This is a genomic window from Burkholderia sp. Bp8963 (assembly GCF_003854275.1).
Taxonomy (GTDB): domain Bacteria; phylum Pseudomonadota; class Gammaproteobacteria; order Burkholderiales; family Burkholderiaceae; genus Burkholderia.
This window is the reverse complement of the sequence record NZ_QTQP01000039.1, coordinates 52757-75499: the sequence shown is the minus strand read 5'-3', so window position 1 is coordinate 75499 and position 22743 is coordinate 52757. Positions and strand designations below refer to the sequence as shown.

Annotated in this window: 22 protein-coding genes and 1 pseudogene; 16 read left to right on the top strand and 7 right to left on the bottom strand. The window is 68.8% G+C overall.

Translation table 11 applies throughout. The annotated features are described in order from the left end of the window. The 3 genes and pseudogenes from DID96_RS27295 to DID96_RS39085 all read left to right on the top strand — a co-directional run. Positions 1-647, top strand: a 647-nt coding sequence (locus tag DID96_RS27295; RefSeq protein WP_185732372.1) for an alginate export family protein, incomplete at its 5' end; no start/stop codon positions are given. Between the two features lie 79 nt (positions 648-726). Further along, positions 727-942: pseudogene (locus tag DID96_RS39090) on the top strand (DUF3331 domain-containing protein); the annotation flags it as partial. Further along, on the top strand, positions 934-1233 hold the full coding sequence (locus DID96_RS39085) for a DUF3331 domain-containing protein (protein ID WP_260464017.1): 300 nt from the start codon (positions 934-936) through the stop codon (positions 1231-1233). The pseudogene DID96_RS39090 and the gene DID96_RS39085, both read left to right, overlap by 9 nt. A 105-nt stretch (positions 1234-1338) precedes the next feature. Here DID96_RS39085 and DID96_RS27285 read toward each other — a convergent pair whose 3' ends face one another. Then, positions 1339-2925, bottom strand: a complete 1587-nt coding sequence (locus DID96_RS27285) for an acid phosphatase (protein WP_185732371.1) — start codon at positions 2923-2925, stop codon at positions 1339-1341. Between the two features lie 243 nt (positions 2926-3168). Between DID96_RS27285 and DID96_RS27280 the strand changes: the two genes are divergently transcribed. From DID96_RS27280 to DID96_RS27270, 3 genes are all read left to right on the top strand, one after another. Next, positions 3169-4500, top strand: coding sequence for a cytochrome-c peroxidase (locus DID96_RS27280; protein ID WP_124602350.1), 1332 nt, complete (start codon positions 3169-3171; stop codon positions 4498-4500). Between the two features lie 117 nt (positions 4501-4617). Further along, complete coding sequence (locus tag DID96_RS27275; protein ID WP_124602349.1) at positions 4618-5004, top strand: RT0821/Lpp0805 family surface protein; 387 nt, start codon at positions 4618-4620, stop codon at positions 5002-5004. Between the two features lie 42 nt (positions 5005-5046). Beyond that, entirely contained in the window at positions 5047-5517 is a 471-nt protein-coding gene (locus tag DID96_RS27270; RefSeq protein WP_124602348.1) for an NUDIX hydrolase, read from the top strand. A 152-nt stretch (positions 5518-5669) separates the two neighbouring features. On the opposite strand, the gene DID96_RS27265 is transcribed toward DID96_RS27270, so the two are convergent. Next, positions 5670-7379 (bottom strand): glutamine--tRNA ligase/YqeY domain fusion protein, encoded by a 1710-nt coding sequence (locus tag DID96_RS27265; protein ID WP_124602347.1) that lies wholly within the window; start codon positions 7377-7379, stop codon positions 5670-5672. 255 nt (positions 7380-7634) lie between these two features. Here DID96_RS27265 and DID96_RS27260 point away from each other — a divergent pair, with 255 nt between their 5' ends. Beyond that, complete coding sequence (locus tag DID96_RS27260; RefSeq protein ID WP_076475992.1) at positions 7635-7841, top strand: ornithine acetyltransferase; 207 nt, start codon at positions 7635-7637, stop codon at positions 7839-7841. Positions 7842-8082: 241 nt separating this feature from the next. Here DID96_RS27260 and DID96_RS27255 read toward each other — a convergent pair whose 3' ends face one another. Continuing rightward, positions 8083-9303: a CaiB/BaiF CoA-transferase family protein gene (locus DID96_RS27255; protein ID WP_124602346.1), complete on the bottom strand. Its 1221-nt coding sequence runs from the start codon at positions 9301-9303 to the stop codon at positions 8083-8085. Between the two features lie 284 nt (positions 9304-9587). On the opposite strand from DID96_RS27255, the gene alaS reads away from it, so the two are divergent. Further along, the gene (gene alaS, locus DID96_RS27245) at positions 9588-12212 is read left to right on the top strand and encodes an alanine--tRNA ligase (protein WP_124602345.1); all 2625 of its coding nucleotides are present in this window, start codon (positions 9588-9590) and stop codon (positions 12210-12212) included. Positions 12213-12318: 106 nt separating this feature from the next. Here alaS and DID96_RS27240 read toward each other — a convergent pair whose 3' ends face one another. Next, on the bottom strand, positions 12319-13251 hold the full coding sequence (locus DID96_RS27240; RefSeq protein WP_124602344.1) for a LysR family transcriptional regulator: 933 nt from the start codon (positions 13249-13251) through the stop codon (positions 12319-12321). Positions 13252-13376: 125 nt separating this feature from the next. On the opposite strand from DID96_RS27240, the gene DID96_RS27235 reads away from it, so the two are divergent. From DID96_RS27235 to DID96_RS27200, 8 genes are all read left to right on the top strand, one after another. Continuing rightward, positions 13377-14609, top strand: coding sequence for a YbfB/YjiJ family MFS transporter (locus DID96_RS27235; protein WP_124602343.1), 1233 nt, complete (start codon positions 13377-13379; stop codon positions 14607-14609). 198 nt (positions 14610-14807) lie between these two features. Further along, positions 14808-15344, top strand: a complete 537-nt coding sequence (locus DID96_RS27230) for an NUDIX domain-containing protein (RefSeq protein ID WP_124602355.1) — start codon at positions 14808-14810, stop codon at positions 15342-15344. 40 nt (positions 15345-15384) lie between these two features. After that, complete coding sequence (locus DID96_RS27225; protein WP_124602342.1) at positions 15385-15822, top strand: thioesterase family protein; 438 nt, start codon at positions 15385-15387, stop codon at positions 15820-15822. Between the two features lie 11 nt (positions 15823-15833). Beyond that, on the top strand, positions 15834-16769 hold the full coding sequence (locus DID96_RS27220; RefSeq protein WP_124602341.1) for a branched-chain amino acid ABC transporter permease: 936 nt from the start codon (positions 15834-15836) through the stop codon (positions 16767-16769). Beyond that, positions 16762-17979 carry a branched-chain amino acid ABC transporter permease gene (locus DID96_RS27215; RefSeq protein ID WP_124602340.1) on the top strand — a complete coding sequence of 406 codons (1218 nt, stop codon included), beginning with the start codon at positions 16762-16764 and terminating at the stop codon, positions 17977-17979. The genes DID96_RS27220 and DID96_RS27215 overlap by 8 nt, the downstream gene beginning before the upstream one ends. Continuing rightward, positions 17976-18728: an ABC transporter ATP-binding protein gene (locus DID96_RS27210; protein ID WP_124602339.1), complete on the top strand. Its 753-nt coding sequence runs from the start codon at positions 17976-17978 to the stop codon at positions 18726-18728. The genes DID96_RS27215 and DID96_RS27210 overlap by 4 nt, the downstream gene beginning before the upstream one ends. Beyond that, the gene (locus tag DID96_RS27205; protein ID WP_124602338.1) at positions 18725-19429 is read left to right on the top strand and encodes an ABC transporter ATP-binding protein; all 705 of its coding nucleotides are present in this window, start codon (positions 18725-18727) and stop codon (positions 19427-19429) included. The genes DID96_RS27210 and DID96_RS27205 overlap by 4 nt, the downstream gene beginning before the upstream one ends. 197 nt (positions 19430-19626) lie before the next feature. Further along, the gene (locus DID96_RS27200) at positions 19627-20373 is read left to right on the top strand and encodes a glucose 1-dehydrogenase (RefSeq protein WP_124602337.1); all 747 of its coding nucleotides are present in this window, start codon (positions 19627-19629) and stop codon (positions 20371-20373) included. Positions 20374-20397: 24 nt separating this feature from the next. Here the strand turns inward: DID96_RS27200 and DID96_RS27195 are convergent, their stop codons facing one another. The 3 genes from DID96_RS27195 to iolE are packed head-to-tail and all read right to left on the bottom strand — an operon-like array spanning position 20398 to position 22735. Next, positions 20398-20889, bottom strand: coding sequence for a heme-binding protein (locus tag DID96_RS27195; RefSeq protein ID WP_124602336.1), 492 nt, complete (start codon positions 20887-20889; stop codon positions 20398-20400). Between the two features lie 54 nt (positions 20890-20943). Beyond that, a complete protein-coding gene (gene iolB, locus DID96_RS27190) occupies positions 20944-21762 on the bottom strand; it encodes a 5-deoxy-glucuronate isomerase (RefSeq protein ID WP_124602335.1) in 819 nt (272 codons plus the stop codon). Between the two features lie 43 nt (positions 21763-21805). Continuing rightward, a complete protein-coding gene (iolE, locus tag DID96_RS27185; protein WP_124602334.1) occupies positions 21806-22735 on the bottom strand; it encodes a myo-inosose-2 dehydratase in 930 nt (309 codons plus the stop codon). Between the last annotated feature and the right edge of the window lie 8 nt (positions 22736-22743).

Below are 22743 nucleotides of genomic sequence, written 5' to 3'. Positions count from 1 at the left end.
GTTACAACCGCAACAAAGCGCGTTTCATCGATGCGAGCGGCCCCGAGCATCGCGACGTGTGGGACCTGCGCTATTCCGGCACGCGCGGCCGCTTCGATTGGGATATCGAAGCGATGCTGCAGACGGGTACGGTCGGCCGCGACACGATCGGCGCGTGGGCGGTCGGCTCGATCGCGGGCTACAAGCTCGACATGCCGTGGTCGCCACGCGTCGCGCTGCAGGTCGACGCCGCGTCGGGCGACCGGCATCCGCACGACGGCCGGGTCGAGACCTTCAACTCGCTGTTTCCGAACGGCTACTACTTCACGCTTGCCGGGTATACGGGCTATGCGAACCTGATTCACGTGAAGCCGTCGGTCACGCTCAAGCCGTCGGCGAACCTGTCGCTGCTCGGCGCGCTCGGCTTCCAGTGGCGCGAGACGACTGGCGACGCCGTCTATCAGCAGGCGAATCAGGCCGTGCCGGGCACCGCCGGCAAAGGCGGGCTGTGGACGGGGATGTATGTGCAGCTGCGTGCGGACTGGACGATTGCGGCGAACCTGATCGGCTCGATCGAAGCCGTGCATTTCCAGGTTGGCGACGCGATCCGGCAGGCGGGTGGGCACAACGCCGACTATGCAGGTCTGGAGCTCAAGTATGGCTGGTAGGAGCCGGTTCACCGGAGCGCGACGCGCCGTTCGCGGGATCGCGGCGGCCGTCAGAAGATCGTGCAGCGTGTGACGTCGAATGAGTGCACGGGTGCAGGTACTGGCGTATTCGGATGACGTGCTGCTCGTGCGCTGGCACGAGCCCGGCGCTTTCGGCCACCATGAACAGCGCTGGAAGCCGGGGCGTGCAGTGCGCTCCGGTCAGTGCGCGTTGTCCGGCGCGAAGATCGTGTGCGGCGACACCATCTTCAGCCCGGGTGGCCGCGCGCCGGCGCGGGCGCACGCGATGATTCTTGCCGCGGCGCTCGACCCGGCTCGCCAGCCGGCAGCCCGTCCGCACGTCCAGGTCCTCGAGCGTTCGGACGCGCTGCTGCTGGTGCGGTGGGTGGAATCCGGACGTGCGCACTATGGCGAACAGAAATGGCGGGCAGCTCGCGCGTCGCGTTCGGGCGTCTGCGTGCTGTCGGGAGCGACGATCGCAAGCGGTGACGCGATCTTCAGGCCGAGCGGGCGCCCGGCGCCATTGAATGCGCGAGCGATGATCCTTGCCACTGCGCTCGAAGGCGGTGGCATCGCAACTGCATGAAACGGGAGCGCGGCGCGCCAAGCCGGTGATCATGCCGCCGTTGCGGCAACCCGGACGGACGCGCCGCGCGATGCGGGCCGGCGTGCTGCGCCGGCCCGTGTGCCGTTACAGGTTGGGCGCCAGTTGCAGCGCGTTCGTCAGGTCGCCCATCGGCTGCGCGCCGTTCGCCTTCAACGCGTCGTCGCGTTGCTGCAGGCCGGCGAGGCGCGGCAGCGAATAGCGGCGCGTGATGAAGCGCAGGATCGAGCCTGTGTCGTACTGCGTGTGGTCGACGAAGCCCTTCTTCGCGAACGGCGACACGATCAGCGCCGGGATGCGCGTGCCCGGGCCCCAGCGGTCGCCGCTGGGCGGCGCGGCGTGATCCCAGAAGCCGCCGTTCTCGTCGTAGGTAACGACCACGACCATGTTCTTCCACTGCGGGCTTGCCTGCAGGTGCGCGATCACGTCGGCGATGTGCTGGTCGCCGGACGTGACGTCCGTGTAGCCCGGGTGCTCGTTCAGGTTGCCTTGCGGCTTGTAGAACGCAACCGCAGGCAGCGTGCCGGCGTCGATCGCCTTGATGAATTCGGCACCGTTCGCGCCGCCGTCGAGCAGGTGCTGCGCGCGGCTCGCGGTGCCCGGCGCCTGGTTCGCGAAGTAGTTGAACGGCTGGTGGTGCGGCTGGAAGTTCGGCGTCGACAGGTCCGCGCCGTAGATCACGTTCGACGTGCCACTTTGGCTCGCCTGCAGCGCCTGGCCCCACGCGCCGCCATACCACGCCCACGACACGCCCGCGTTGGTCAGCAGGTCGCCGATGTTGGTCGCCGTCTGCGCCGGCATCGTCGACGCGTTGGCCGGATCGGCGAGCAGCGGATCGCCGCCCGTGGCCGCCTTGTTGCCGCTCGGCTGGTACGGCGGCTGCATCGTGTTGACCGCGTAGAAGTCCGGCGTCAGCGCGCCGTCATTGACGAACTTCGGCGGGCCGCTGAGGGCCGACGCCGGCGAGTTCGTGGCCACCTTCAGCGACTTGCCGTCCGCGTTCAGCACCGCGATCTTGCCGGCCGCCGGGCTCGTGCTCGCGTTCGCATAGAGCGGCGCGCACGCGCAGATCAGGTACTGGTGGTTCAGGAACGAGCCGCCGAACGCGCCCATGAAGAAGTTGTCGGCGAGCACGTACTGCTGCGCGATCTTCCACAGCGGCAGCTTGGTCGGATCCGCCGTGTAGCGGCCCATCGTCAGGCCGCCCGCGTCGGTCCATGCGGCGTACATGTCGTTCTTGCCGCCGTTGATCTGCATCTGGTCCTGGTAGAAGCGGTGCACGATGTCGCGCGTCGCGATGTTCATCGACTGGTTGAACCCCTTCGGGTCGTCGATCGCGAACGGTGCGTTCGGCAGGTTCGCCGTCATCGCTTCGGTGACCGCCGGCGTGATGCCGGTCGCGGTCAGCCCGCCCCAGATTTTCGGCAGCGTCGGCATCGTCGAGCCGTCGCGATCTTTCTGCACCGAGTTCGCGGTCGTCGCGTTCTGCACGCCGTTCGCGCCCGGGAAATTGCCGTACAGGTTGTCGAAGCTGCGGTTTTCCGCGTAGATCACGACCACGTTCTTGACAGCCGACAGGCCTTGCTGCGTGACGTCGTCGCCGCCGCAGGCCGTCAGGCTGAGGGCCGCCGCGAGGGCGATCGGCGTATAGCGAATCCAGGCGTGCTTCTTCATGCGTCGTTCTCTCTCTTTGTTGTCGCGTGTGGGAACCGGATGGTGGTGGAGCTGGCGCGGGACGCGCGAATCGCGACCGATGTGCGCCAAAAGCTGCGCGCATTATCTGGAACCGTTTTGACAGGCGGGTGTAGGGACGCTTTCAATTGACTGTCGGTTGATCGTCACGCACTGGTCACGGAACTGACATAAGCTCCGGCCGATTTCCCACCCCGATTTCCCACCGCTACAAGAAGAACGACGATGCACTGCAACTCGACATCCTTCGCGTCCGCGCGATCGTTGATCCATGCCGCGGCGACGCTGGCGCTGGCCGCCGGGCTTGCGGCGCTCGCGGGCTGTGATGCGCAACCCGGCGCGAGCGCACAAGTCGTGCAGGCCGCTCAGGCCGCGCCCGCGGTCGCGGCAGCCAGCCAGCCGCAGACGCGCGCGCAGGTGTTCGAGGGCGTGAAGCAGATGACGGCGCTCGGCAAGCAGCTGTTCTTCGATCCGTCGCTGTCGGGGTCCGGCAAGCTCGCATGCGCGTCGTGTCACAGCCCCGAACACGCGTTCGGGCCGCCGAACGCGCTATCCGTGCAGCTCGGCGGCGACGACATGCATCGCACGGGGTTCCGTGCGGTGCCGTCGCTGAAATACCTGCGCGGCATTCCTCCGTTCAGCGAACATTTCCACGATTCGCCCGACGAGGGCGACGAGAGCATCGATGCGGGGCCGACGGGCGGCCTCACGTGGGACGGCCGCGTCGACACGCGCGACGCACAGGCGCGCATTCCGCTGACGTCGCCGTTCGAGATGAGCAGCTCGCCGGCGCGGGTCGCGAAGGCCGTCCGCGCGGCGCCGTATGCGGACGCGTTCCGCAACGCGTTCGGCGACAAGGTGCTCGCCAACGACCAGGCGACCTTCGACGCGGTGCTGCGTGCGCTCGACGCGTTCCAGCAGCAGCCGGCGCTGTTCGATCCGTACACGAGCAAGTACGACGCGTACCTGGCCGGCCGCGCGCAGCTCACGCCCGCCGAGCTGCGCGGGCTGAAGCTGTTCAACGACGAGCAGAAGGGCAACTGCGCGAGCTGCCACGTGAGCCAGCGCACGCTCGAAGGCGGCCCGCCGCAGTTCAGCGATTTCGGGCTGATCGCGGTCGGCGTGCCGCGCAACCGTGCGCTGCCCGTGAACCGCGACCCGCGCTTCCACGATCTCGGCGCATGCGGCCCGGAGCGCACCGACCTGAAGGGCCGTGACGAATTCTGCGGCCTGTTCCGCACGCCGTCGCTGCGCAACGTCGCGACGCGCAAGACGTTCTTCCACAACGGCGTCTATCACTCGCTCGAGGACGTGATGCGTTTCTACGCCGAGCGCGACATCCATCCGGAGAAGTTCTATCCGGTCGTGCACGGCAAGGTGCAGAAGTTCGACGACCTGCCGCGGCGCTACTGGACCAACATCAACCGGGAGCCGCCGTTCGACCGCAAGCCGGGCGACAAGCCAGCGCTCGACGAGGCCGAGATCAAGGACGTGATCGCGTTCCTGAACACGCTGACCGACGGATATCAGGCCACGTCGACGCAGGCGAAGCGCTAGGGTGACCAGCCCCCAGGAGGCGCCGGCCGCGGCTCGCATGCTATCCTCGCGGGCTGACGGGCGTGGCGCACCGTGGTTCGCGCCACGCCATTCGATCGATCAGTCAAGGAGAACAACATGTCGATGCGTGCATCCCTTTCCGTCATCGCGCGTGTGCTGGCCGGCGCCGCGTGTGTCGCCGCCATGCTGCCCGCGCAGGCGCAGAACAACCTGAACTTCCTGAACGACACGCCGCTCAGCTACTTCAGCAAGGCCGACCTCGCGTCGCTGACGAAGGCCGTGCAGAAGGTCCGCGACGAAGGCAAGGACGGCGAGACCGAGACGTGGCAGAACAGCGGCGGCCGCGCGCAGATCGACGCGAAGCTCACGCCCGCGACGGCCGAGAAGGACGGCAAGACCTGCCGCGAGATCACGACCCAGATCGACGCGAAGGGCCAGACGGTTACGCTCAAGCCGGTCTACTGCAAGACCGCAGCGGGCAAGTGGCAACTGCAGAAGCGCTGAGCGACGGGCGAACGTTCGTTAGGCGGCGATGAGGCTGCGGCGATGAGACTGCACGGTACGCCGCGCACGGTGTCGTGCGGCGTCGTAATGCTCGACGGGGCCGGGCGCGTGTTCCTCGCACATGCGACGGACACGACGCACTGGGACATCCCGAAGGGGCAGGGCGAGCCCGGCGAGTCGCCGCTGCAGGCGGCGCTGCGCGAGTTGCTGGAGGAAACCGGCATCGCGCTCGCGCCCGCGCGGCTCGTCGATCTCGGCCGCTTCGCGTACCGGCACGACAAGGACCTGCATCTGTTCGCAGTGCGTATCGCCGACGACGAAGTGGATCCCGCACGCTGCATCTGCACGTCGCTGTTTCCGAGCCGCAGGGACGGCTCGATGATTCCCGAGATGGACGCATACCGCTGGACCGCGCCCGGCGACATCGACGCATACGCGAGCCGCAGTCTCGCGCGGCTGTTCCGCACGAAGCTGCAGCTCGCGGATCTGCACCGGCGCTTGCCGGGCGCTTGATCGGCTTGATCGCCGCAGCAGGCAATAGGCAGGCAATAGGCAGGCAATAGGCAGGCAATAGGCACGCAATAAAAAACCGGCTCGAAAGCCGGTTTTTTTATCGGTTACGCGCTGCGCGGCGGCGTGCCGCGCAGCGTGGGCATTGCGCGCCGTCAGGCCGGTTTGCCCCAGCTGTCGCGCAGCCCGACGATCCGGTTGAACACGGGCTTGCCCGGCTTCGAATCGACGCGGTCCGCGACGAAGTAGCCGTGCCGCTCGAACTGGAGATGGGTCTCCGGTGCGACGTCGCCGGCGCCCGGCTCGACGTATGCGTGGACGATCTTCTTCGAATCGGGGTTCAGCGCGTCGAGGAAGTTCGCGCCGCCCGCGTCCGGATGCGGCTCCTTGAACAGGCGATCGTAGATCCGCACTTCGGCCGGCTGTGCATGCTTCGCGCTCACCCAGTGGATGTTGCCCTTCACCTTGTAGCTGTTCGCGCCTTCGGTGCCCGACTTGCTGTCCGGGAAGTAGTTGCAGTGCACGGCCGTCACGTTACCGTCCGCATCCTTGTCGAAGCCCGTGCATTCGATCACGTAGCCGTAGCGCAGCCGCACCTTGTTGCCGGGGAACAGGCGGAAATAGCCCTTCGGCGGATTCTCGACGAAGTCCTCGCGCTCGATCCACAGCTCGCGCGAGATCGGGAACGTGCGCAGGCCGCGCTCCGGATGGTGCGGATGCACGGGCGCCGTGCACGGCTCCTCGAGGTCTTCCGGATAGTTGTCGATCACGAGCTTCAACGGATCGAGCACCGCGGCCGTCCGCGCGGCCTTGTCGTCGAGGTCGTCGCGCAGCGCGCCTTCGAACACGCTCATGTCGATCCACGAATCGACCTTCGTCACGCCGATCCGCTCGCAGAACAGCTGGATGCTTTCCGGCGTGAAGCCGCGGCGGCGCACGCCGACGATGGTCGGCATCCGCGGGTCGTCCCAGCCGTCGACGTGGCCTTCGGTCACGAGCTGCAGCAGCTTGCGCTTGCTGGTGATCGCGTACGTGAGGTTCAGCCGCGAGAATTCGATCTGTTGCGGCAGCGGGCGCGTGAACTCGCCGGCGTCGGCCAGCTCGTTGAGCACCCAGTCGTACAGCGGACGGTGATCCTCGAACTCGAGCGTGCACAGCGAGTGCGTGATGCCTTCGAGCGCATCCGAGATGCAGTGCGTGTAGTCGTACATCGGGTACACGCACCATGCGTCGCCGGTGCGGTAGTGGTGCGCATAGCGGATCCGGTAGATGACCGGGTCGCGCATGTTCATGTTCGGCGAAGCCATGTCGATCTTCGCGCGCAGCACGTGCTCGCCTTCCTTGAACTCGCCGGCCTTCATCCGGCGGAACAGGTCGAGGTTCTCTTCCGGCGTGCGGTCGCGATACGGCGACGGCTTGCCGCCTTCCGTCAGCGAGCCGCGGTTCGCGCGCATTTCTTCCGCGCTCTGGCTGTCGACGTACGCCTTGCCGCGCTGGATCAGCAGCTCGGCGAACTGGTAGAGCTTGTCGTAGTAGTCGCTCGCGAAATACTGATGGTCGACCGCGTCCTTGCGCCAGTCGAAGCCGAGCCAGCGCACCGCGTCGACGATCGAGTCGACGTATTCGATGCTTTCCTTTTCCGGGTTCGTGTCGTCGAAGCGCAGGTGGCACACGCCGCCGTACGCGCGCGCGACGCCGAAGTTCAGACAGATGCTCTTCGCGTGGCCGATGTGCAGGTAGCCGTTCGGCTCGGGCGGGAAGCGTGTCTCGACGCGGCCACCCCATTTGCCGGTGCGGTTGTCGTCGTCGATGATGTTGCGGATGAAATTGGAAGCCGCGGGGGCGTCGTTGCGTTCGGTGCTCATGCGGATGGAGTCAGGTTTGGATCGGCGCGTGCTGCGCCGGTTTAATCCCGCAATTCTACCTGACCGGGGTCCGGCCCGCGCGGCTCGCGCCGCGTGTCGCGTGCGAAGCGGCGCATCGCCTGCAATATCTCGACATTGTGTCTGCTGTAACACGACGTAAATCGGATTGCCCGGGCCGTTCGGCGCTTTCTATGATGGGTCACTCGTTTCAATGCCGCCGTACGCGATCCGTGCGGCCGGAGGACCTCAAGAACCATGAAGAAGACCACCTTTCTCGTTCGCACCGCGGTAATCGTCGCGGCCCTGTCCCAGCTCGGCGCATGCGCGATGACGCATACGCAACGTAACGCCGGCATCGGCGCGGCCGCAGGCGGCGCGCTCGGCTACCTGATCACGGGCGGCCCGGTCGGCACGGTCGCGGGCGCCGCGGCGGGCGGCCTCGTCGGCGCCGGCGTGCGCTGACGTTCGCTGACTGACGGCGGCGGGGCTCCGCCGCCGACGCACATCCTTCCGATGATTCGTGTCTGGACAGGCAGCATCAGGGAGGAACGGATGTGCGACAGTCCGTCGACCGATCACAACAACGCAACGACCGTCGACGGACCCTGCCAGAACCTGCCACCTGCCACCTGCCACCTGCCGCTCACACCGCGGATGCCGGGTGCGATCCACACGATGCGCGCCGTCCCGCGGCCGCGCGCCGTCAGATCGCCTGCTTTGCCTTCAGTTCCGCGAGCTGCGCGTCGTCGTAGCCGAGCAGCTCGCGCAGCACGTCGTCGGTCTGCGCGCCGAGCAGCGGCGGGGCCGAGCGGACCTCGGGCGGCGTCGCGCTCATCCGGATCGGATTGCGCACGAGCTTCACGTTCGCGCCGCACGGATGCGGCAGCTCGACCTGCATCCCGCGCGCGACGACCTGCTCGTTGTCGAACACCTCGTCCAGGTCGTTGATCGGCCCGCACGGCACGCCGGCCGCTTCCAGCACGCCGATCCACGCGTCCTTGCCGCGCGTCTTCACCATCTCCGCGAGGATCGGCACCAGCGTGTCGCGGTGGCGCACGCGCGCGGGATTGGTCGCGAAGCGTTCGTCGTCGGCGAGCTCGGGGCGGCCGCCGGCCTCGACGAACTTGCGGAACTGCCCGTCGTTGCCGACCGCGACGATGATCCAGCCGTCGCTCGTCTGGAACGTCTGGTACGGGACGATGTTCGGATGCGCGTTGCCCCAGCGCACGGGCGGCTGGCCGCTCGCGAGGAAGTTGGTGTTCATGTTCGCGAGCAGCGCGACCTGCACGTCGAGCAGCGCCATGTCGACGTGCTGGCCTTCGCCCGTGCGGTCGCGGTGCGCGAGCGCCGCGAGCACGGCGATCGTCGAGTAGAGGCCCGTCGCGAGGTCGGCGATCGCGACGCCGGCCTTCTGCGGGCCGCCGCCCGGCTGGCCGTCGCGCTCGCCCGTGATGCTCATGAAGCCGCCGATGCCCTGGATGATGAAGTCGTAGCCCGCGCGGTGCGCATACGGGCCGGTCTGGCCGAAGCCCGTGACCGAGCAGTAGACGAGATCGGGCTTCACCGCGCGCAGCGATTCGTAGTCGAGCCCGTATTTCTTCAACTGGCCGACCTTGTAGTTCTCGAGCACGACGTCGCACTGCGCGGCGAGCTCGCGGACGATCCGCTGGCCTTCGGGCGTCGCGATGTCGACCGTGACCGAGCGCTTGTTGCGGTTCGCGGCGAGATAGTAGGCGGCCTCGGCGGTGTCCGCGCCGTTCGCGTCCTTCAGGTACGGCGGCCCCCAGTGGCGCGTGTCGTCGCCGGCGCCCGGGCGCTCGACCTTGATCACGTCGGCGCCGAAGTCGGCTAGCGTCTGCGCGCACCACGGGCCCGCGAGCACGCGGGTCAGGTCCAGCACGCGGATATGGCTGAGGGCTCCCATCGTCGGTTCGTCTCCTTTCATGATTTGACCTTGCCGCGCAAGGCGAATTGGCATGCCGAGCATCTTAAGGCGAAACGTTCGCGCGAGTGGCCCAGCCGGGCCGGCCAAATCGCCGAGCCGCCTGGCTCGCGCGGCCGGCCGGGCACGCGGGTCGCGGGCGCGAGACCGCCGTCTGTGGCCGGCAGTCTGTATCGTATAATCGATCGTTTACGATATTTGCCGCCGTGCGTCCGCAAGGACGGCCGGCGTTTGAAGCCGTCTCAGCCAGACATTCCCCGCACGCCATGAAAGCTGCCGAAATCCGAGAGAAATTCCTCAAGTTCTTCGAATCGAAGGGCCACACGATCGTCCGTTCGTCGAGCCTCGTGCCCGGTAACGACCCCACGCTGATGTTCACGAACTCGGGCATGGTCCAGTTCAAGGACGTGTTCCTCGGCACGGACCAGCGTCCGTACTCGCGCGCCACGACGGCGCAGCGCAGCGTGCGCGCGGGCGGCAAGCACAACGACCTCGAGAACGTCGGCTATACGGCGCGCCACCACACGTTCTTCGAGATGCTCGGCAACTTCTCGTTCGGCGACTACTTCAAGCAGGACGCGATCAAGTTCGCGTGGGAACTGCTGACCACGGTCTACCAGCTGCCGAAGGAAAAGCTGTGGGTCACCGTCTACCAGGAAGACGACGAGGCGTACGACATCTGGGCGAAGGAAGTCGGCGTGCCGACCGAGCGGATCATCCGGATCGGCGACAACAAGGGCGCGCGCTACGCGTCGGACAACTTCTGGACGATGGGCGACACGGGCCCGTGCGGCCCGTGCACCGAGATCTTCTACGATCACGGCCCGGACGTGTGGGGTGGCCCGCCGGGGTCGCCTGAGGAAGACGGCGACCGCTACATCGAGATCTGGAACCTCGTGTTCATGCAGTTCAACCGTGACGCGCAGGGCAACATGACGCGCCTGCCGAAGCAGTCGGTCGACACCGGCATGGGCCTCGAGCGTCTCGCCGCGGTGCTGCAGCACGTGCACAGCAACTACGAGATCGACCTGTTCCAGAACCTGATCAAGGCCGCCGCGCGCGTCACTGAAATCAGCGACCTGAACAACAACTCGCTGAAGGTGATCGCCGATCACATCCGCGCGTGCTCGTTCCTGATCGTCGACGGCGTGATTCCCGGCAACGAAGGCCGCGGCTACGTGCTGCGCCGGATCGTGCGCCGCGCGATCCGCCACGGCTACAAGCTCGGCCGCAAGGGTTCGTTCTTCCACAAGCTGGTAACCGACCTCGTCGCCGAGATGGGCGTCGCGTATCCGGAACTGAAGGAAGCGGAACAGCGCGTGACCGACGTGCTGCGCCAGGAAGAAGAGCGCTTCTTCGAGACGATCGAGCACGGGATGTCGATCCTCGAAGGCGCGCTGGCCGAGGTCGAAGGCAAGGGCGGCAAGGTGCTCGACGGCGAGCTCGCGTTCAAGCTGCACGATACCTACGGCTTCCCGCTCGACCTGACGGCCGACGTGTGCCGCGAGCGCGGCATGACGGTCGACGAGCCGGCGTTCGACGATGCAATGGCGCGCCAGCGCGAGCAGGCCCGTGCGGCCGGCAAGTTCAAGGCCACGCAGGGCCTCGAATACACGGGCGCGAAGACCACGTTCCACGGCTACGAAGAAATCGCGTTCGACGACGCGAAGGTCGTCGCGCTGTATGTCGACGGTTCGTCCGTCAATGAAGTGAAGACCGGCCAGGACGCGGTGGTCGTGCTCGACCACACGCCGTTCTACGCGGAATCGGGCGGCCAGGTCGGCGACCAGGGCGTGCTCGCGAATGCCGCGACGCGCTTCGCGGTGGCCGACACGCTGAAGGTGCAGGCCGATGTGATCGGCCACCACGGCACGCTCGAGCAGGGCACGCTGAAGGTTGGCGACGTGCTGCGCGCCGAGATCGACGCGCATCGCCGCGCGCGCACCCAGCGCAATCACTCGGCGACCCACCTGATGCACAAGGCGCTGCGCGAAGTGCTCGGCTCGCACGTGCAGCAGAAGGGCTCGCTCGTCGATGCGGACAAGACCCGCTTCGACTTCGCGCACAACGCGCCGCTGACCGACGACGAGATCCGCCGTGTCGAGCGGATCGTCAACGATGAAATCCTCGCGAACGCGCCGGGCATCGTGCGCGTGATGCCGTACGACGAAGCCGTGAAGGGCGGTGCGATGGCGCTGTTCGGCGAGAAGTACGGCGACGAAGTGCGCGTGCTCGACCTCGGCTTCTCGCGCGAACTGTGCGGCGGCACGCACGTGAGCCGCACGGGGGACATCGGCTTCTTCAAGATCGTCGTCGAAGGCGGCGTCGCGGCCGGCATCCGCCGCGTCGAGGCGATCACCGGCGACAACGCGGTGCGCTACGTGCAGGACCTCGACGCGCGCATGAACGAAGCGGCAGCCGCGCTGAAGGCGCAGCCGTCGGAACTGACGCAGCGCATTGCGCAGGTGCAGGACCAGGTGAAGTCGCTCGAGAAGGAACTGGGCGCGCTGAAGTCGAAGCTCGCATCGAGCCAGGGCGACGAGCTCGCGCAGCAGGCCGTCGAAATCGCCGGCGTGCACGTGCTGGCCGCGACGCTCGACGGCGCCGATGCGAAGACGCTGCGCGAGACGGTCGACAAGCTGAAGGACAAGCTGAAGAGCGCGGCGATCGTGCTGGCGGCGGTCGAAGGCGGCAAGGTCAGCCTGATCGCGGGCGTGACGGCCGATGCGAGCAAGAAGGTCAAGGCCGGCGAGCTCGTGAACTTCGTCGCGCAGCAGGTCGGCGGCAAGGGCGGCGGCCGTCCGGACATGGCGCAGGCAGGCGGCACCGAGCCGGCGAACCTGCCGGCGGCGCTTGCGGGCGTCAAGGGCTGGGTCGAAGAGCGGCTCTGATGTCAGCGGCGGCGCCCGCAAGGGCGTCGCGATAGCAAGATGACGACGGCCCGACCGGCAATTGCCGGTCGGGCCGTTTTGCGTCTACGTGTTGCGACCCCTTCCTTCACGCAGGAACCGGCGTCGCGCGTGGCGGCGCGCCGGCCGCAGCGGCCTCCACCTGCGTGCCCCGTGCCGCCGCGACGAGCGCATCCTGCAGCGCGTCGAGCGCGGCCGACGCATGGCCTTGTCGCCACACGAGCAGCGTGTCGATGCCGTCGAACTCGGGCACCGCGTGCAGCGTCACGTTGTCGGCTTCCGGTTGCAGGTCGAGCACCGAGCGCGGTGCGACCGCGACGCCCGCTCCAGCGGCGACGCACGCGACGATTGCGTGATATGAACCGAGCTCCAGCACACGCGCCGGCTTCACGCCGTGCGCCGCATACCATTGCTCGACGTAGGCGCGGTACGTGCAGCCGCGCTCGAACGCGATCAGCGTCGGCAGGATCACGTCGCGTGGCGTGCGCACCGGCGGATGCCCGCGCGGCGTGAGCAGCAGCAGATCCTCGCGGAATATCGGCACCACGTCGAACGTGTCCGGCAGCTCGACCGGCGCAGGCGGCCGCGCGACCAGCGCGGCGTCGATCTCGAATTCGCGGACCCGCTCGATCAGGCTGCAGGTCGTGCCCGTCACGAGCTCGAGCGTGACGTCCGGCCAGGCCTGGTGGTAGCGGGCGAGCACGCCGGGCAGGCGGCTCGCAGCCGTGCTCTCCATCGTGCCGAGCCGCAGGCGGCCGCGCGGGTGGTCCTCGCGCACCGCGTGGCGCGCCTCGTCGGCGAGCGCGAGCAGGCGCTCCGCATACGGCAGCAGCGTCCGGCCCGCCGGCGTCAGCACGAGCCGCCGGCCGTCGCGCACGAACAGCGCCGCGCCGAGTTCCTCCTCGAGCTGCTTGATGCGGGTCGTGACGTTCGACTGCACGCGATTGAGCTTCGCCGCCGCGCGCGTGACGCCGTTCTCGCGCACGACGGCCCGGAAAATCGCCAGCGCCGCCAGGTCCATGATTCTCTCCGAGCGATGAGTGGATTCACAATTATTCATTTTTCGAGAATGTTTGGTCAAGCTACGATCGAAGCATTCCGACTTCCGTTCCGGCCGGGCGTGCTCGCGCCGGCCAGCACCGCGCCATGTCACGCCCCGATTTCCCGCCTGCTGCCGCTTCCGCACTTCCGCTCCGTGACGCCGACCGGCGCGCCCGCACCGCCGCGCTCGCGTGCATGATCGGGCTCGCGGTCGCGCTGGGCGTCGGCCGCTTCGCATTCACGCCGCTGCTGCCGCTGATGCTCGGCGACGGCTCGATCGGCCTGAAGGCCGGCGGCTGGCTCGCATCCGCGAATTACGCGGGCTATTTCGCCGGCGCGCTCAGTTGCGCGGCGCTGCGGGTCGCGCCGGCGTCCATGGTCCGCTTCGGGCTCGTGGCGACCGTGCTGCTGACCGCCGCGATGGGCGTCGGCCACTTGCTGCCCGTGTGGCTCGCGGTGCGGTTCGTCGCGGGCGCCGTCAGCGCATGGACGTTCGTGTTCGCATCGCAATGGGGCTTGCGGCGGCTTGCGGAACTGCACGCGCCGGAATGGGGCGGCGTGATCTTTGCGGGGCCCGGCCTCGGCATCGTGTTGACTGGGCTGATCGGCAGCGCGCTGGCCGGCCATCGTGCGGCGGCGGGCTGGCTCGGCTTCGCGGCGCTGGCCGCCGTGCTGTCGGCCGCGATCTGGCGCGTTTTCGGCAGCGCCACGCCGGCCGGTTCGCCACACGCGCCGGCCGGTTCGCCGCACACGCCGGCCAATTCCGCCCGGGCCGCCGCGCAGCCGCAGCGCGCCGATGCGATCTGGCTCGTCGTGCTGTACGGGTTGCCGGGCTTCGGCTACATCATCACCGCGACGTTCCTGCCGGTGATCGCGCGCGCGGTGCTGCCGGCCGGCTCGCCGTGGCCCGACCTGTTCTGGCCGATGTTCGGCGCGGCGGTGAGCGTCGGCGCGGTGGCTGCTGCTCGGCTGCCCGCGCACTGGGACAACCGGCTGCTGCTCGCGGGCGGCTGTGCGGTGCAGGCGGCCGGGATCGCGCTCGGGATCGTCTGGCCGAGCGCGCCGGGCCTCGCGCTCGGCAGCATGCTGCTCGGGCTGCCGTTCACCGCGATCACGCTGTTCGCGATGCGCGAAGCGCGCCGGCTGCATGGTGATCGCGCGGCCGGGCTGATGGGTTATGCGACTGCGTCGTACGGGATCGGGCAGATTGCCGGGCCGCTCGTTGCGGCACCGCTGGTCGCATATGCGGGCACCTTCACGCCTGCGCTGTGGGTTGCGGTGGCATCGCTTGTCGTCGGCACAGCGGGGTTCGCGTGGCGCGCGCGGCGCAAGGCCTGACCAAGCGCGAAGCACGACCATGGACAGGGGCGTGGCATGGGCGTATCCGTCGCGGGACGCGCACGATCAACCCTGTCATGACCGGGGCCAGATCCGCAGCATCGCGGGCAAACTCGCTAGAATGAAGCCTTTCCCGTGCCGAGCGGGCGTGCGGGCCGTCCTGCGGGCGGCATTGCGGCGTCCGCCATGTCCCCATCGATGACTCTCGCCGACTACCGCTTTTGCCCGCGCTGCGCGAAACCGCTCACCGAGCGCGCCGATCCCGCCGAGGAGGGCGGCCGCCTCCGCCAGGCCTGTCCGGACGAAACCTGCGGCTACGTCCACTGGAACAACCCGCTGCCCGTCGTTGCTGCGATCGTCGAGATCGACGGCAAGATCCTGCTCGCGCGCAACGCCGCGTGGCCGGAAGGGATGTTCGCGCTGATCACCGGGTTCCTCGAGCGCGGCGAGACGCCCGAGGACGGCATCGCGCGCGAGGTGCGCGAGGAAACCGCGCTGAAGGCCGAGCAGATTTCGCTCGTCGGCGTCTACGAATTCATCCGCAAGAACGAACTGATCATCGCGTACCACGTGCGCGCATCGGGAGCGATCACGCTGTCGCCGGAGCTGCTCGAATACCGGCTCGTCGAGCCGCCGCTGCTGCGCCCGTGGCGTGCCGGCACCGGCTACGCGCTCGCGGACTGGATGCGCGCGCGCGGGCTCGATTTCGAGTTCGTCGACCGGCCCGGGCAATGACCCGCGCGCGCCCATCGTCCCGACTCTGACCGCCATCGCCATGTCCGACAAGCCGCAGCCGCGTTCCCGCGACGCCTACCGCCACTTCCTGCCGATCACGACCCGCTGGATGGATAACGACGTCTACGGGCACGTGAACAACGTCGTCTACTACAGCTACTTCGACACGGTCGTGAACGAATACCTGATCCGCGCCGGCGTGCTCGACATCGAGCGCGCGCAGACGATCGGGCTCGTCGTCGAGACGCAGTGCAACTACTTCGCGCCGCTCGTGTTCCCGCAGACAGTCGAAGCGGGGCTGCGCGTCGCGAAGCTCGGCACGTCGAGCGTGCGCTACGAGATCGGGCTGTTCGCGCACGGCGAAACCGCGCCGGCCGCGCAGGGCCATTTCGTCCACGTGTACGTCGATCGCGACACGCGCCGGCCCGTGCCGCTGTCCGACGCGCTGCGCGCCGCGCTCGACCCGCTCGCCGCCTGACGGCACGCGCGTTGCACACGTTCGCGCTCCAGGCCTTCAACGGCCTCAGCTACGGCTTGCTGCTGTTCATGCTGTCGGCGGGCCTCACGCTGATCTTCAGCGTACAGGGCGTGCTCAACTTCGCACACGCGAGCTTCTACATGCTCGGCGCGTATGTCGGCTACAGCATTGCCGCGCGCGTCGGCTTCTGGCCCGCGCTCGTGCTTGCGCCGCTCGCGGTCGGCGGCGCTGGCGCGGCCTGCGAACGCACGCTGCTGCGCCGCGTCCGGGCGCACGGCCATACGGGCGAGCTGCTGCTGACGTTCGGGCTCGCGTACCTGATCGGCGAGGGCGCGAAGCTCGTGTGGGGCCTCGCGCCGTTGCCCGCGCCGGTGCCGCCGCTGTTCGACGGCGCGCCGGTGACGGTGCTCGGCGTCGCGCTGCCGCGTTACCGGCTGTTCATGATGACGATGTCCGCCGCGATGCTGGTCGCGCTCGCGGGCCTGCTGCGCGCGTCGCGCATCGGCCTGGTCGTGCGCGCGGCGCTCACGCATCGCGCGGCCGTCGAGACGCTCGGCTACGACGTACCGCGCCTGATGACGGGCCTGTTCGGCGCGGGCACCGCGCTCGCGGCGCTGGCCGGCGTGATCGGCGCGCCGCTCGCGGTGATCGAGCCCGCGCTCGCCGAGACGGTCGGCTCGATCGTATTCGCGGTGGTCGTGATCGGCGGGCTCGGTTCGCTCGGCGGTGCGTTCGCTGCGTCGCTCGCGGTGGGCGTCGCACAGACTTTCGCGGCCGCGAGCGACATGTCGCTGCACGACGTCGTGCAATGGACGGGCGTCGCGCTGCCGGACAGCGTCGCCGCGGTGACGGTCGCGCAACTCGCGCCGCTAGTCCCGTACCTGCTGCTCGTCGCGGTGCTGGTCGTGCGGCCGCGCGGCCTGTTCGGCGAGCGTGCCGATGCGTAGCCGCATGTTTCCGGGTTGCCTGCGCTGGGCGCTGTTCGCCGGCTGCCTCGCGCTGCCCGCGTGGCTGTGGCCGCACGGCTGGATGCTCGGCTATCTGTCGCAGACGGCCGCGCTCGTCGTGCTCGCGCTGTCGTACAACCTGCAGCTCGGCACGACCGGCCTGCTGTCGTTCGGCCATGCGGCGTTCGCGGGCCTCGGCGCGTTCGCGGCCGCGCACTGGTTCAACCGCTTCGGCGGCCCGCTGCCGCTGTTGCCGCTCGCCGGCGGCGTGGCGGGCGCGGGCTTCGGCCTGCTGTTCGGCGTGCTCGCGACGCGCCGCGCCGGCACTGCGTTCGCGATGATCACGCTCGGCCTCGGCGAGTGCGTCGCGGCTGCCGCGTGGAGCATGCCCGCGTGGTTCGGCGGCGTCGGCGGCGTGCCGATCGACCGGGCGAGCGGCATGCCGGTCGGTGGCTGGCAGTTCGGCGCGCCGGCGCACGCGTATGCGGTGATTGCAGCGTGGTGTTTTGCGTCAGCGCTCGCGATGTACGCGCTGACGCGCACGCCGTTCGCGCGTGTCGCGAACGCGGTGCGCGACAACCCGGCGCGCGTTGCCGCGCTCGGCACCGATCCGCGCCGCGTGCGGCTCGCGATGGTTGCGTGCGCATCGTTCTTTGCGGGCGTTGCCGGCACGCTGACGCTGATCGACGTCGAGCTCGCGACGCCCGACAGCGCCGCGATGACCCGTTCGGCGACCGTGCTGATCGCCGCGGTGATCGGCGGCACGGGCTCGTTCTTCGGGCCGGCGGCCGGCGCGGCCGTGCTGACGGGATTGAGCGTCGCGGTCGCGGGCGTGTCGCGTGCGTGGCCGCTGTATCTGGGGCTGCTGTTCGTCGTCGTCGTGGTCGCCGCGCCGCGTGGGCTCGCGGGCATCGCGGCGGATATCGCGCACGCGCTGCGCCGCGGCGCGCCGGCGGTCGAACGATGGCGCATGCTGTGCGGCGTCGCCGCGAGCGCGTTCTGGTGCGTCGCGGTCGTCGGTGCGGCCGAACTCGGCTATGCCTGGCGTTTCGCGCTGGAGGACGGCGCAGGCACCGCGTTCGGCGCGTGGCGCATCGACGCCGACACCCCGGTCGGCTGGGCCGTCGCAGGCTCGGCCGCCGCGATCGGCGCGCTGCTGTGGGGCTGGCGCGCGCGGCTCGCGCCGGGCGGGCTGGAGGACGGACGATGAACGGCAACGCGGTCGCGCTGCACGGCATCGCGCAGCGCTTCGGCGCGCACACGGTGCTCGATGGTGTCGAGCTGGCGGTGGCGGCCGGCGAGCGTCATGCGCTGATCGGGCCGAACGGTGCCGGCAAGTCGACGCTCTTCAACGTGATCGCGGGCGCCGTGCGGCCGACGCGCGGGCGTGTCGTGCTGCACGGCGTCGAGCTGCGCGGACGCGGGCCCGTCGCCGCGAGCCGGCTCGGCATCGGCCGCAGCTTCCAGCAGACGAGCGCGTTTGCGCGCCTCACCGTATTCGACAACCTGCGCTGCGCGGCGCTGCATGCGCCGGCCGAGCGGCGGCGCTGGTGGAACCGCGTGCGCGAATCCGCGTCGGTCGACCGCGCGGCCGCGCAGGTGCTGCACGACGTCGGCCTCGATGCGTACCGCGACACGCCGGCCGCCGCACTCGGCTACGCGGAGCAGCGCGCGCTCGATCTCGGGATCGCGCTCGCGAGCGGTGCGCGCACGCTGCTGCTCGACGAGCCGACGGCCGGCATGAATCGCGCGCAGGCCGCGCGGATGATCGAGCTGATCCGCGCGACGACGCGTGGCCGCACGGTGCTGATGATCGAGCACGACATGGACACGGTGTTCGGCTTCGCGGAACGGATCACGGTGCTCGTGCGCGGGGTCGTGGTCGCCACCGGTGCGCCGGACGCGATCCGCGCCGATCCGGCCGTGCGCGCAGCCTATCTCGGCGACGGCTTCGCATGAGCGCGTTGCTCGAGCTTCGCGGCCTGCGTGCGTGGTACGGGATGCAGCCCGTGCTCGATGGCGTCGACCTCGCGCTGGCGCCGGGCGAGACGCTCGCGCTGATCGGGCGCAACGGATCGGGCCGCTCGACGCTCGCGAAGGCGGTGATGGGGCTCGTGCGCATCGCCGGATCGGTGCGGATCGCGGGCATCGAATGCGCGGGCGCGCGGACCTTCGAGATTGCGCGGCGCGGTGTCGCGTACGTCGCCGAGAGCCGCGACGTGTTCCCGCTGCTGAGCGTGCGCGACAACCTGCTGCTCGGGTTGCGCGGGGTTCGCGGCGCGGCGGCGCGCGCGGAGCTCGACAGTCTGTTCGCGCGCTTTCCGCTGCTCGCCGCGCGCGCGGACGTGAAGGCCGGCCGCCTGTCGGGCGGCGAGCAGCAGGTGCTCGCGCTGGTGCGCGCGCTCGCGGGCGGGCCGCGCGTGCTGATCGTCGACGAGCCCGCGGAAGGGCTCGCGCCGCTCGCGGTCGACGAGATCGGCGCGTGTCTCGCGGCACTGCAGGCGGACGGCGTCGCGATCGTGCTGATCGAACAGCGGCTGCAGCTCGCGCCGCGGCTGACGCGGCGGGTCGCGGTGATGGGGCGCGGCAGGATCGTGTACGACGGCACGCTCGACGGGCTGCAGGGGGAAGTGGTTGATACGTGGCTGAGTGCGGGCTAACCACGGACTCACCACCGGCCGAGCGGGGTCTGACGTCTTGCGCCCGGCGATTGTTCGTGCGATCCCGCAACTCAATTCGTCCCGAGCGCCTTTATCGACATCGACGAAGCGCATAGATTTTCGTCATCGCCGGTTCCCTGCTTCGCCAGGACAGCCGGTCCGATTCATCATGCGATAACGAATTGAGGATGGAAATCATGAGCAAGCTTGCAGGCAAGGTCGCGGTCGTGACGGGCGGTTCCAAGGGTATTGGCGCCGCAATTGCAAAGGCCCTCGCCGCCGAAGGCGCGTCGGTCGTCGTCAACTATGCGAGCAGCAAGGCCGGCGCGGAGGCCGTCGTGAGCGCGATCGGCGCGGAGGGCGGCAATGCGGTCGCTGTCGGCGGCGACGTGTCGAAGGCAGCCGACGCGCAGCGCATCATCGACACGGCCGTCGAAACGTACGGCCGCCTCGATATCCTCGTCAACAATTCCGGCATCTACGAGTTCGCGCCGATCGAGGCGATCACGGAAGAGCATTTCCGCAAACAGTTCGACACGAACGTACTGGGCGTGCTGTTGACGACGCAGGCGGCCGTGAAGCATCTCGGCGACGGCGCGAGCATCATCAACATCAGCTCGGTGGTGACCACCATCACGCCGCCGGCAAGCGCGGTCTACAGCGGCACGAAGGGCGCCGTGGACGCGATCACGGGCGTGCTCGCGCGCGAACTCGGCCCGCGCAAGATCCGCGTGAACGCGATCAACCCGGGCGTGGTCGTGACTGAGGGCACGCACAGCGCGGGGATCGTCGGCTCCGAACTCGAAGCGTCCGCGCTCAGTCAGACGCCGCTGGGCCGCGTGGGGCAGCCGGACGACATCGCGTCGATCGCCGTCTTTCTCGCATCGGACGACGCGCGCTGGATGACGGGCGAACTCGTTCGCGCGAGCGGCGGCATGCGCTGAGCCGACAGGCAGGTTCGCGGGCGCCTACGCGATCCGCAGCAGGCTGGCCGAGCCGACGTACCACCGGATGCTCTCGACGGCGAGTTCGTGATTGCGAACCGAATCGAGTCCGGCGATCGTCATCGTGCCAGCCAGTTCGGTGGCCGCGACGCGTAGCGGCACGCCGCCGCCTTCCAGCGCGTAATCGTCGCCGGACAGCCCTTCGGAGCGCAGCGACAGTCCGTCGCGCGCAAATGCGATACCCACTTCGAGCGAGCTCTTGCCGAACCGGAACACCGTGTTCTGCTTGCGCCGGATCGCTTCGCAGCACGCCGCGCCGCTGCCGTCGAGCGCGCAGTAGAACAGCGGTGCGCGGGCGGACATGACGCTCACCGCAACGGCCAGGCCGCGGCGCGACGCGATGTTGATGGCGATGTCGCCGAGCCTGCGCGCGGCATCGGCGTTGAAGCACGGCAGCATCGTGCTCGACGCCTGCTGTTCGAAAGTCTCGTCATCGATGGGGAAGAATCGCCTCATCTTTATCTCCTGTCACGACAACTCCTGCTCGCCACGCTGGCCGCCGCAGCCCGCTCAACCACCCGCCGGCGTATCGAGCATCCACTCGTGGGCCGGATCGTTCTTGAACGCCCATGCTCGGCTCGGGCCGGCCATCACGTTCAGGTAGTACAGGTTGTAGCCGTGCGGCGCGACGACCGGATGGTAGCCGCGCGGCACCATCACGACGTCGTGGTTCTCGACGACGCAGGCTTCGTCGAGGCTGCGGTCGTCGGTATAGACGCGCTGGAACGCGAAACCCTGCGGCGGATCGATCCGGTGATAGTAGGTTTCCTCGAGCACGGTTTCGTCGGGCGCGGCGTCGCGGTCGTGCTTGTGCGGCGGATAGCTGCTCGAATGGCTGGCCGGCGTGATTACCTCGACGACGAGCAGCCGGTCGGCCGCCGGGTTGTCGCCCATCAGGATGTCGCACACGTAGCGCGTGTTGGTGCCTTTCCCGCGCACCATCCGGCGCATGTGTTCACCGTCGAGGCGGCGCACCGTCTTGTCGCCGCTCACGTACGGCGCGGTGCACAGCGCGACTTCCGCGTCGCGCGTCGCGGTCACGGTGACGGTGTGTCCGCCCGGCACGTACAGCGCGTCGGGCGAGACCTCGTCGAACACGCTGTCGCGCTGGCCGAGGCCGTCGAACGTGGCGCCGCCGGTTTCCGCGCGCACCGTGCCGGTGAGCACGACCACGCACAGCTCGCGCGAGCCGGTGTCGACGGTTTCGCTGTCGCCGGCTTTCAGGCGCAGCACACGAAAGCCGACGTGCTTCCAGCCGGCCGATTCAGGCGTGACGTTGCAGATTTCGCGGTCGGGCGACGCCTTGACCAGCAGGGGGGAGATCGTCATGGAAGAGGCTCCGCAATTCGGTGGCAGGGGGCTAAGAGGGGGCTCAAGCGCTCAGCTTGTCGACGATCGCGCGCAGCGTGTCGTAGCCCTTCTTCGCATACGGGTAGCTCGGCGCGACGGCGGGATCCTGCTCGGCCTCGACCACCAGCCAGCCTTCGTAGTTCGCTTCCTTGAGTGCGCGCAGCGTCGCCTCGTAATCGAGCGCGCCGTCGCCGGGCACGGTGAAGGTGCCGTTGATCACGCCGTTCAGGAAGCTCCAGCCGTCGTTGCGCGCCTGCGTGACGACCTGCGCCCGCACGTCCTTGCAATGCACGTGGACGACGCGCGCGACGTGCTTCTTCAGCAGTGCGACCGGATCGGCTGCGCCGCCGAAGTAAGCATGGCCCGTGTCGAACAGCAGGAACACCTTTGCCGGATCGGTGAGGGCCATCAGGCGGTCGACATCGTCGGGCGATTCGACGTATGCGCCCATGTGGTGGTGATAGGCGAGCCTGATCCCGTAGGTCGACAGCAGGTGCGCGCCGAACGCGTCCAGGCGCGCGGCGTAGCGCTGCCACGATTCGTCGTCGATGAAGCGCGGCCGCTTCGCGACGGGCGTGTCGATGTTGCCCTGGATCGTGCCCGCGCACTCGCCGTACACGACCACCTTCACGTCGTTGTACTGCAGCTTCGCCATGTGCGCGTGGCAGCGCTCGATCTCGGCGGCGACGGCCTGCGCGTCGCTGATGCCGGGCGGGACTTCCGCGAGAAAGCCCGAGTACCAGCCCGACACGCAGACGAGGCCGTATTCGGCGAGCTTGGCCTTCAGCGCGGGGCCGGTCTTCGGAAATTTGTTGCCGAGCTCGAAACCGGCATAGCCGATTTCCGCGCCTTCCTTCAGCGCCGTTTCGAGCGGCGTTTCGCCGCCGAGGGACGGCAGGTCGTCGTTCATCCACGACAGGGGGTTGATGCCGATGCGAACGTTCCAGCTCATGGATCTTT

Coding starts and splice junctions, on each gene's coding strand:
- DID96_RS27235 (WP_124602343.1), top strand. CDS start 13,377: ATGTCACGCCCCGATTTCCCGCCTGCTGCCGCTTCCGCACTTCCGCTC.
- DID96_RS27255 (WP_124602346.1), bottom strand. CDS start 9,303: ATGGGAGCCCTCAGCCATATCCGCGTGCTGGACCTGACCCGCGTGCTC.
- DID96_RS27265 (WP_124602347.1), bottom strand. CDS start 7,379: ATGAGCACCGAACGCAACGACGCCCCCGCGGCTTCCAATTTCATCCGC.
- DID96_RS27240 (WP_124602344.1), bottom strand. CDS start 13,251: ATGGACCTGGCGGCGCTGGCGATTTTCCGGGCCGTCGTGCGCGAGAAC.
- DID96_RS27260 (WP_076475992.1), top strand. CDS start 7,635: ATGAAGAAGACCACCTTTCTCGTTCGCACCGCGGTAATCGTCGCGGCC.
- DID96_RS27230 (WP_124602355.1), top strand. CDS start 14,808: ATGACTCTCGCCGACTACCGCTTTTGCCCGCGCTGCGCGAAACCGCTC.
- DID96_RS27280 (WP_124602350.1), top strand. CDS start 3,169: ATGCACTGCAACTCGACATCCTTCGCGTCCGCGCGATCGTTGATCCAT.
- DID96_RS27195 (WP_124602336.1), bottom strand. CDS start 20,889: ATGAGGCGATTCTTCCCCATCGATGACGAGACTTTCGAACAGCAGGCG.
- DID96_RS27200 (WP_124602337.1), top strand. CDS start 19,627: ATGAGCAAGCTTGCAGGCAAGGTCGCGGTCGTGACGGGCGGTTCCAAG.
- iolE (WP_124602334.1), bottom strand. CDS start 22,735: ATGAGCTGGAACGTTCGCATCGGCATCAACCCCCTGTCGTGGATGAAC.
- DID96_RS27215 (WP_124602340.1), top strand. CDS start 16,762: ATGCGTAGCCGCATGTTTCCGGGTTGCCTGCGCTGGGCGCTGTTCGCC.
- DID96_RS27225 (WP_124602342.1), top strand. CDS start 15,385: ATGTCCGACAAGCCGCAGCCGCGTTCCCGCGACGCCTACCGCCACTTC.
- DID96_RS39085 (WP_260464017.1), top strand. CDS start 934: ATGATTCTTGCCGCGGCGCTCGACCCGGCTCGCCAGCCGGCAGCCCGT.
- DID96_RS27205 (WP_124602338.1), top strand. CDS start 18,725: ATGAGCGCGTTGCTCGAGCTTCGCGGCCTGCGTGCGTGGTACGGGATG.
- DID96_RS27285 (WP_185732371.1), bottom strand. CDS start 2,925: ATGAAGAAGCACGCCTGGATTCGCTATACGCCGATCGCCCTCGCGGCG.
- DID96_RS27210 (WP_124602339.1), top strand. CDS start 17,976: ATGAACGGCAACGCGGTCGCGCTGCACGGCATCGCGCAGCGCTTCGGC.
- alaS (WP_124602345.1), top strand. CDS start 9,588: ATGAAAGCTGCCGAAATCCGAGAGAAATTCCTCAAGTTCTTCGAATCG.
- DID96_RS27275 (WP_124602349.1), top strand. CDS start 4,618: ATGTCGATGCGTGCATCCCTTTCCGTCATCGCGCGTGTGCTGGCCGGC.
- DID96_RS27270 (WP_124602348.1), top strand. CDS start 5,047: ATGAGACTGCACGGTACGCCGCGCACGGTGTCGTGCGGCGTCGTAATG.
- iolB (WP_124602335.1), bottom strand. CDS start 21,762: ATGACGATCTCCCCCCTGCTGGTCAAGGCGTCGCCCGACCGCGAAATC.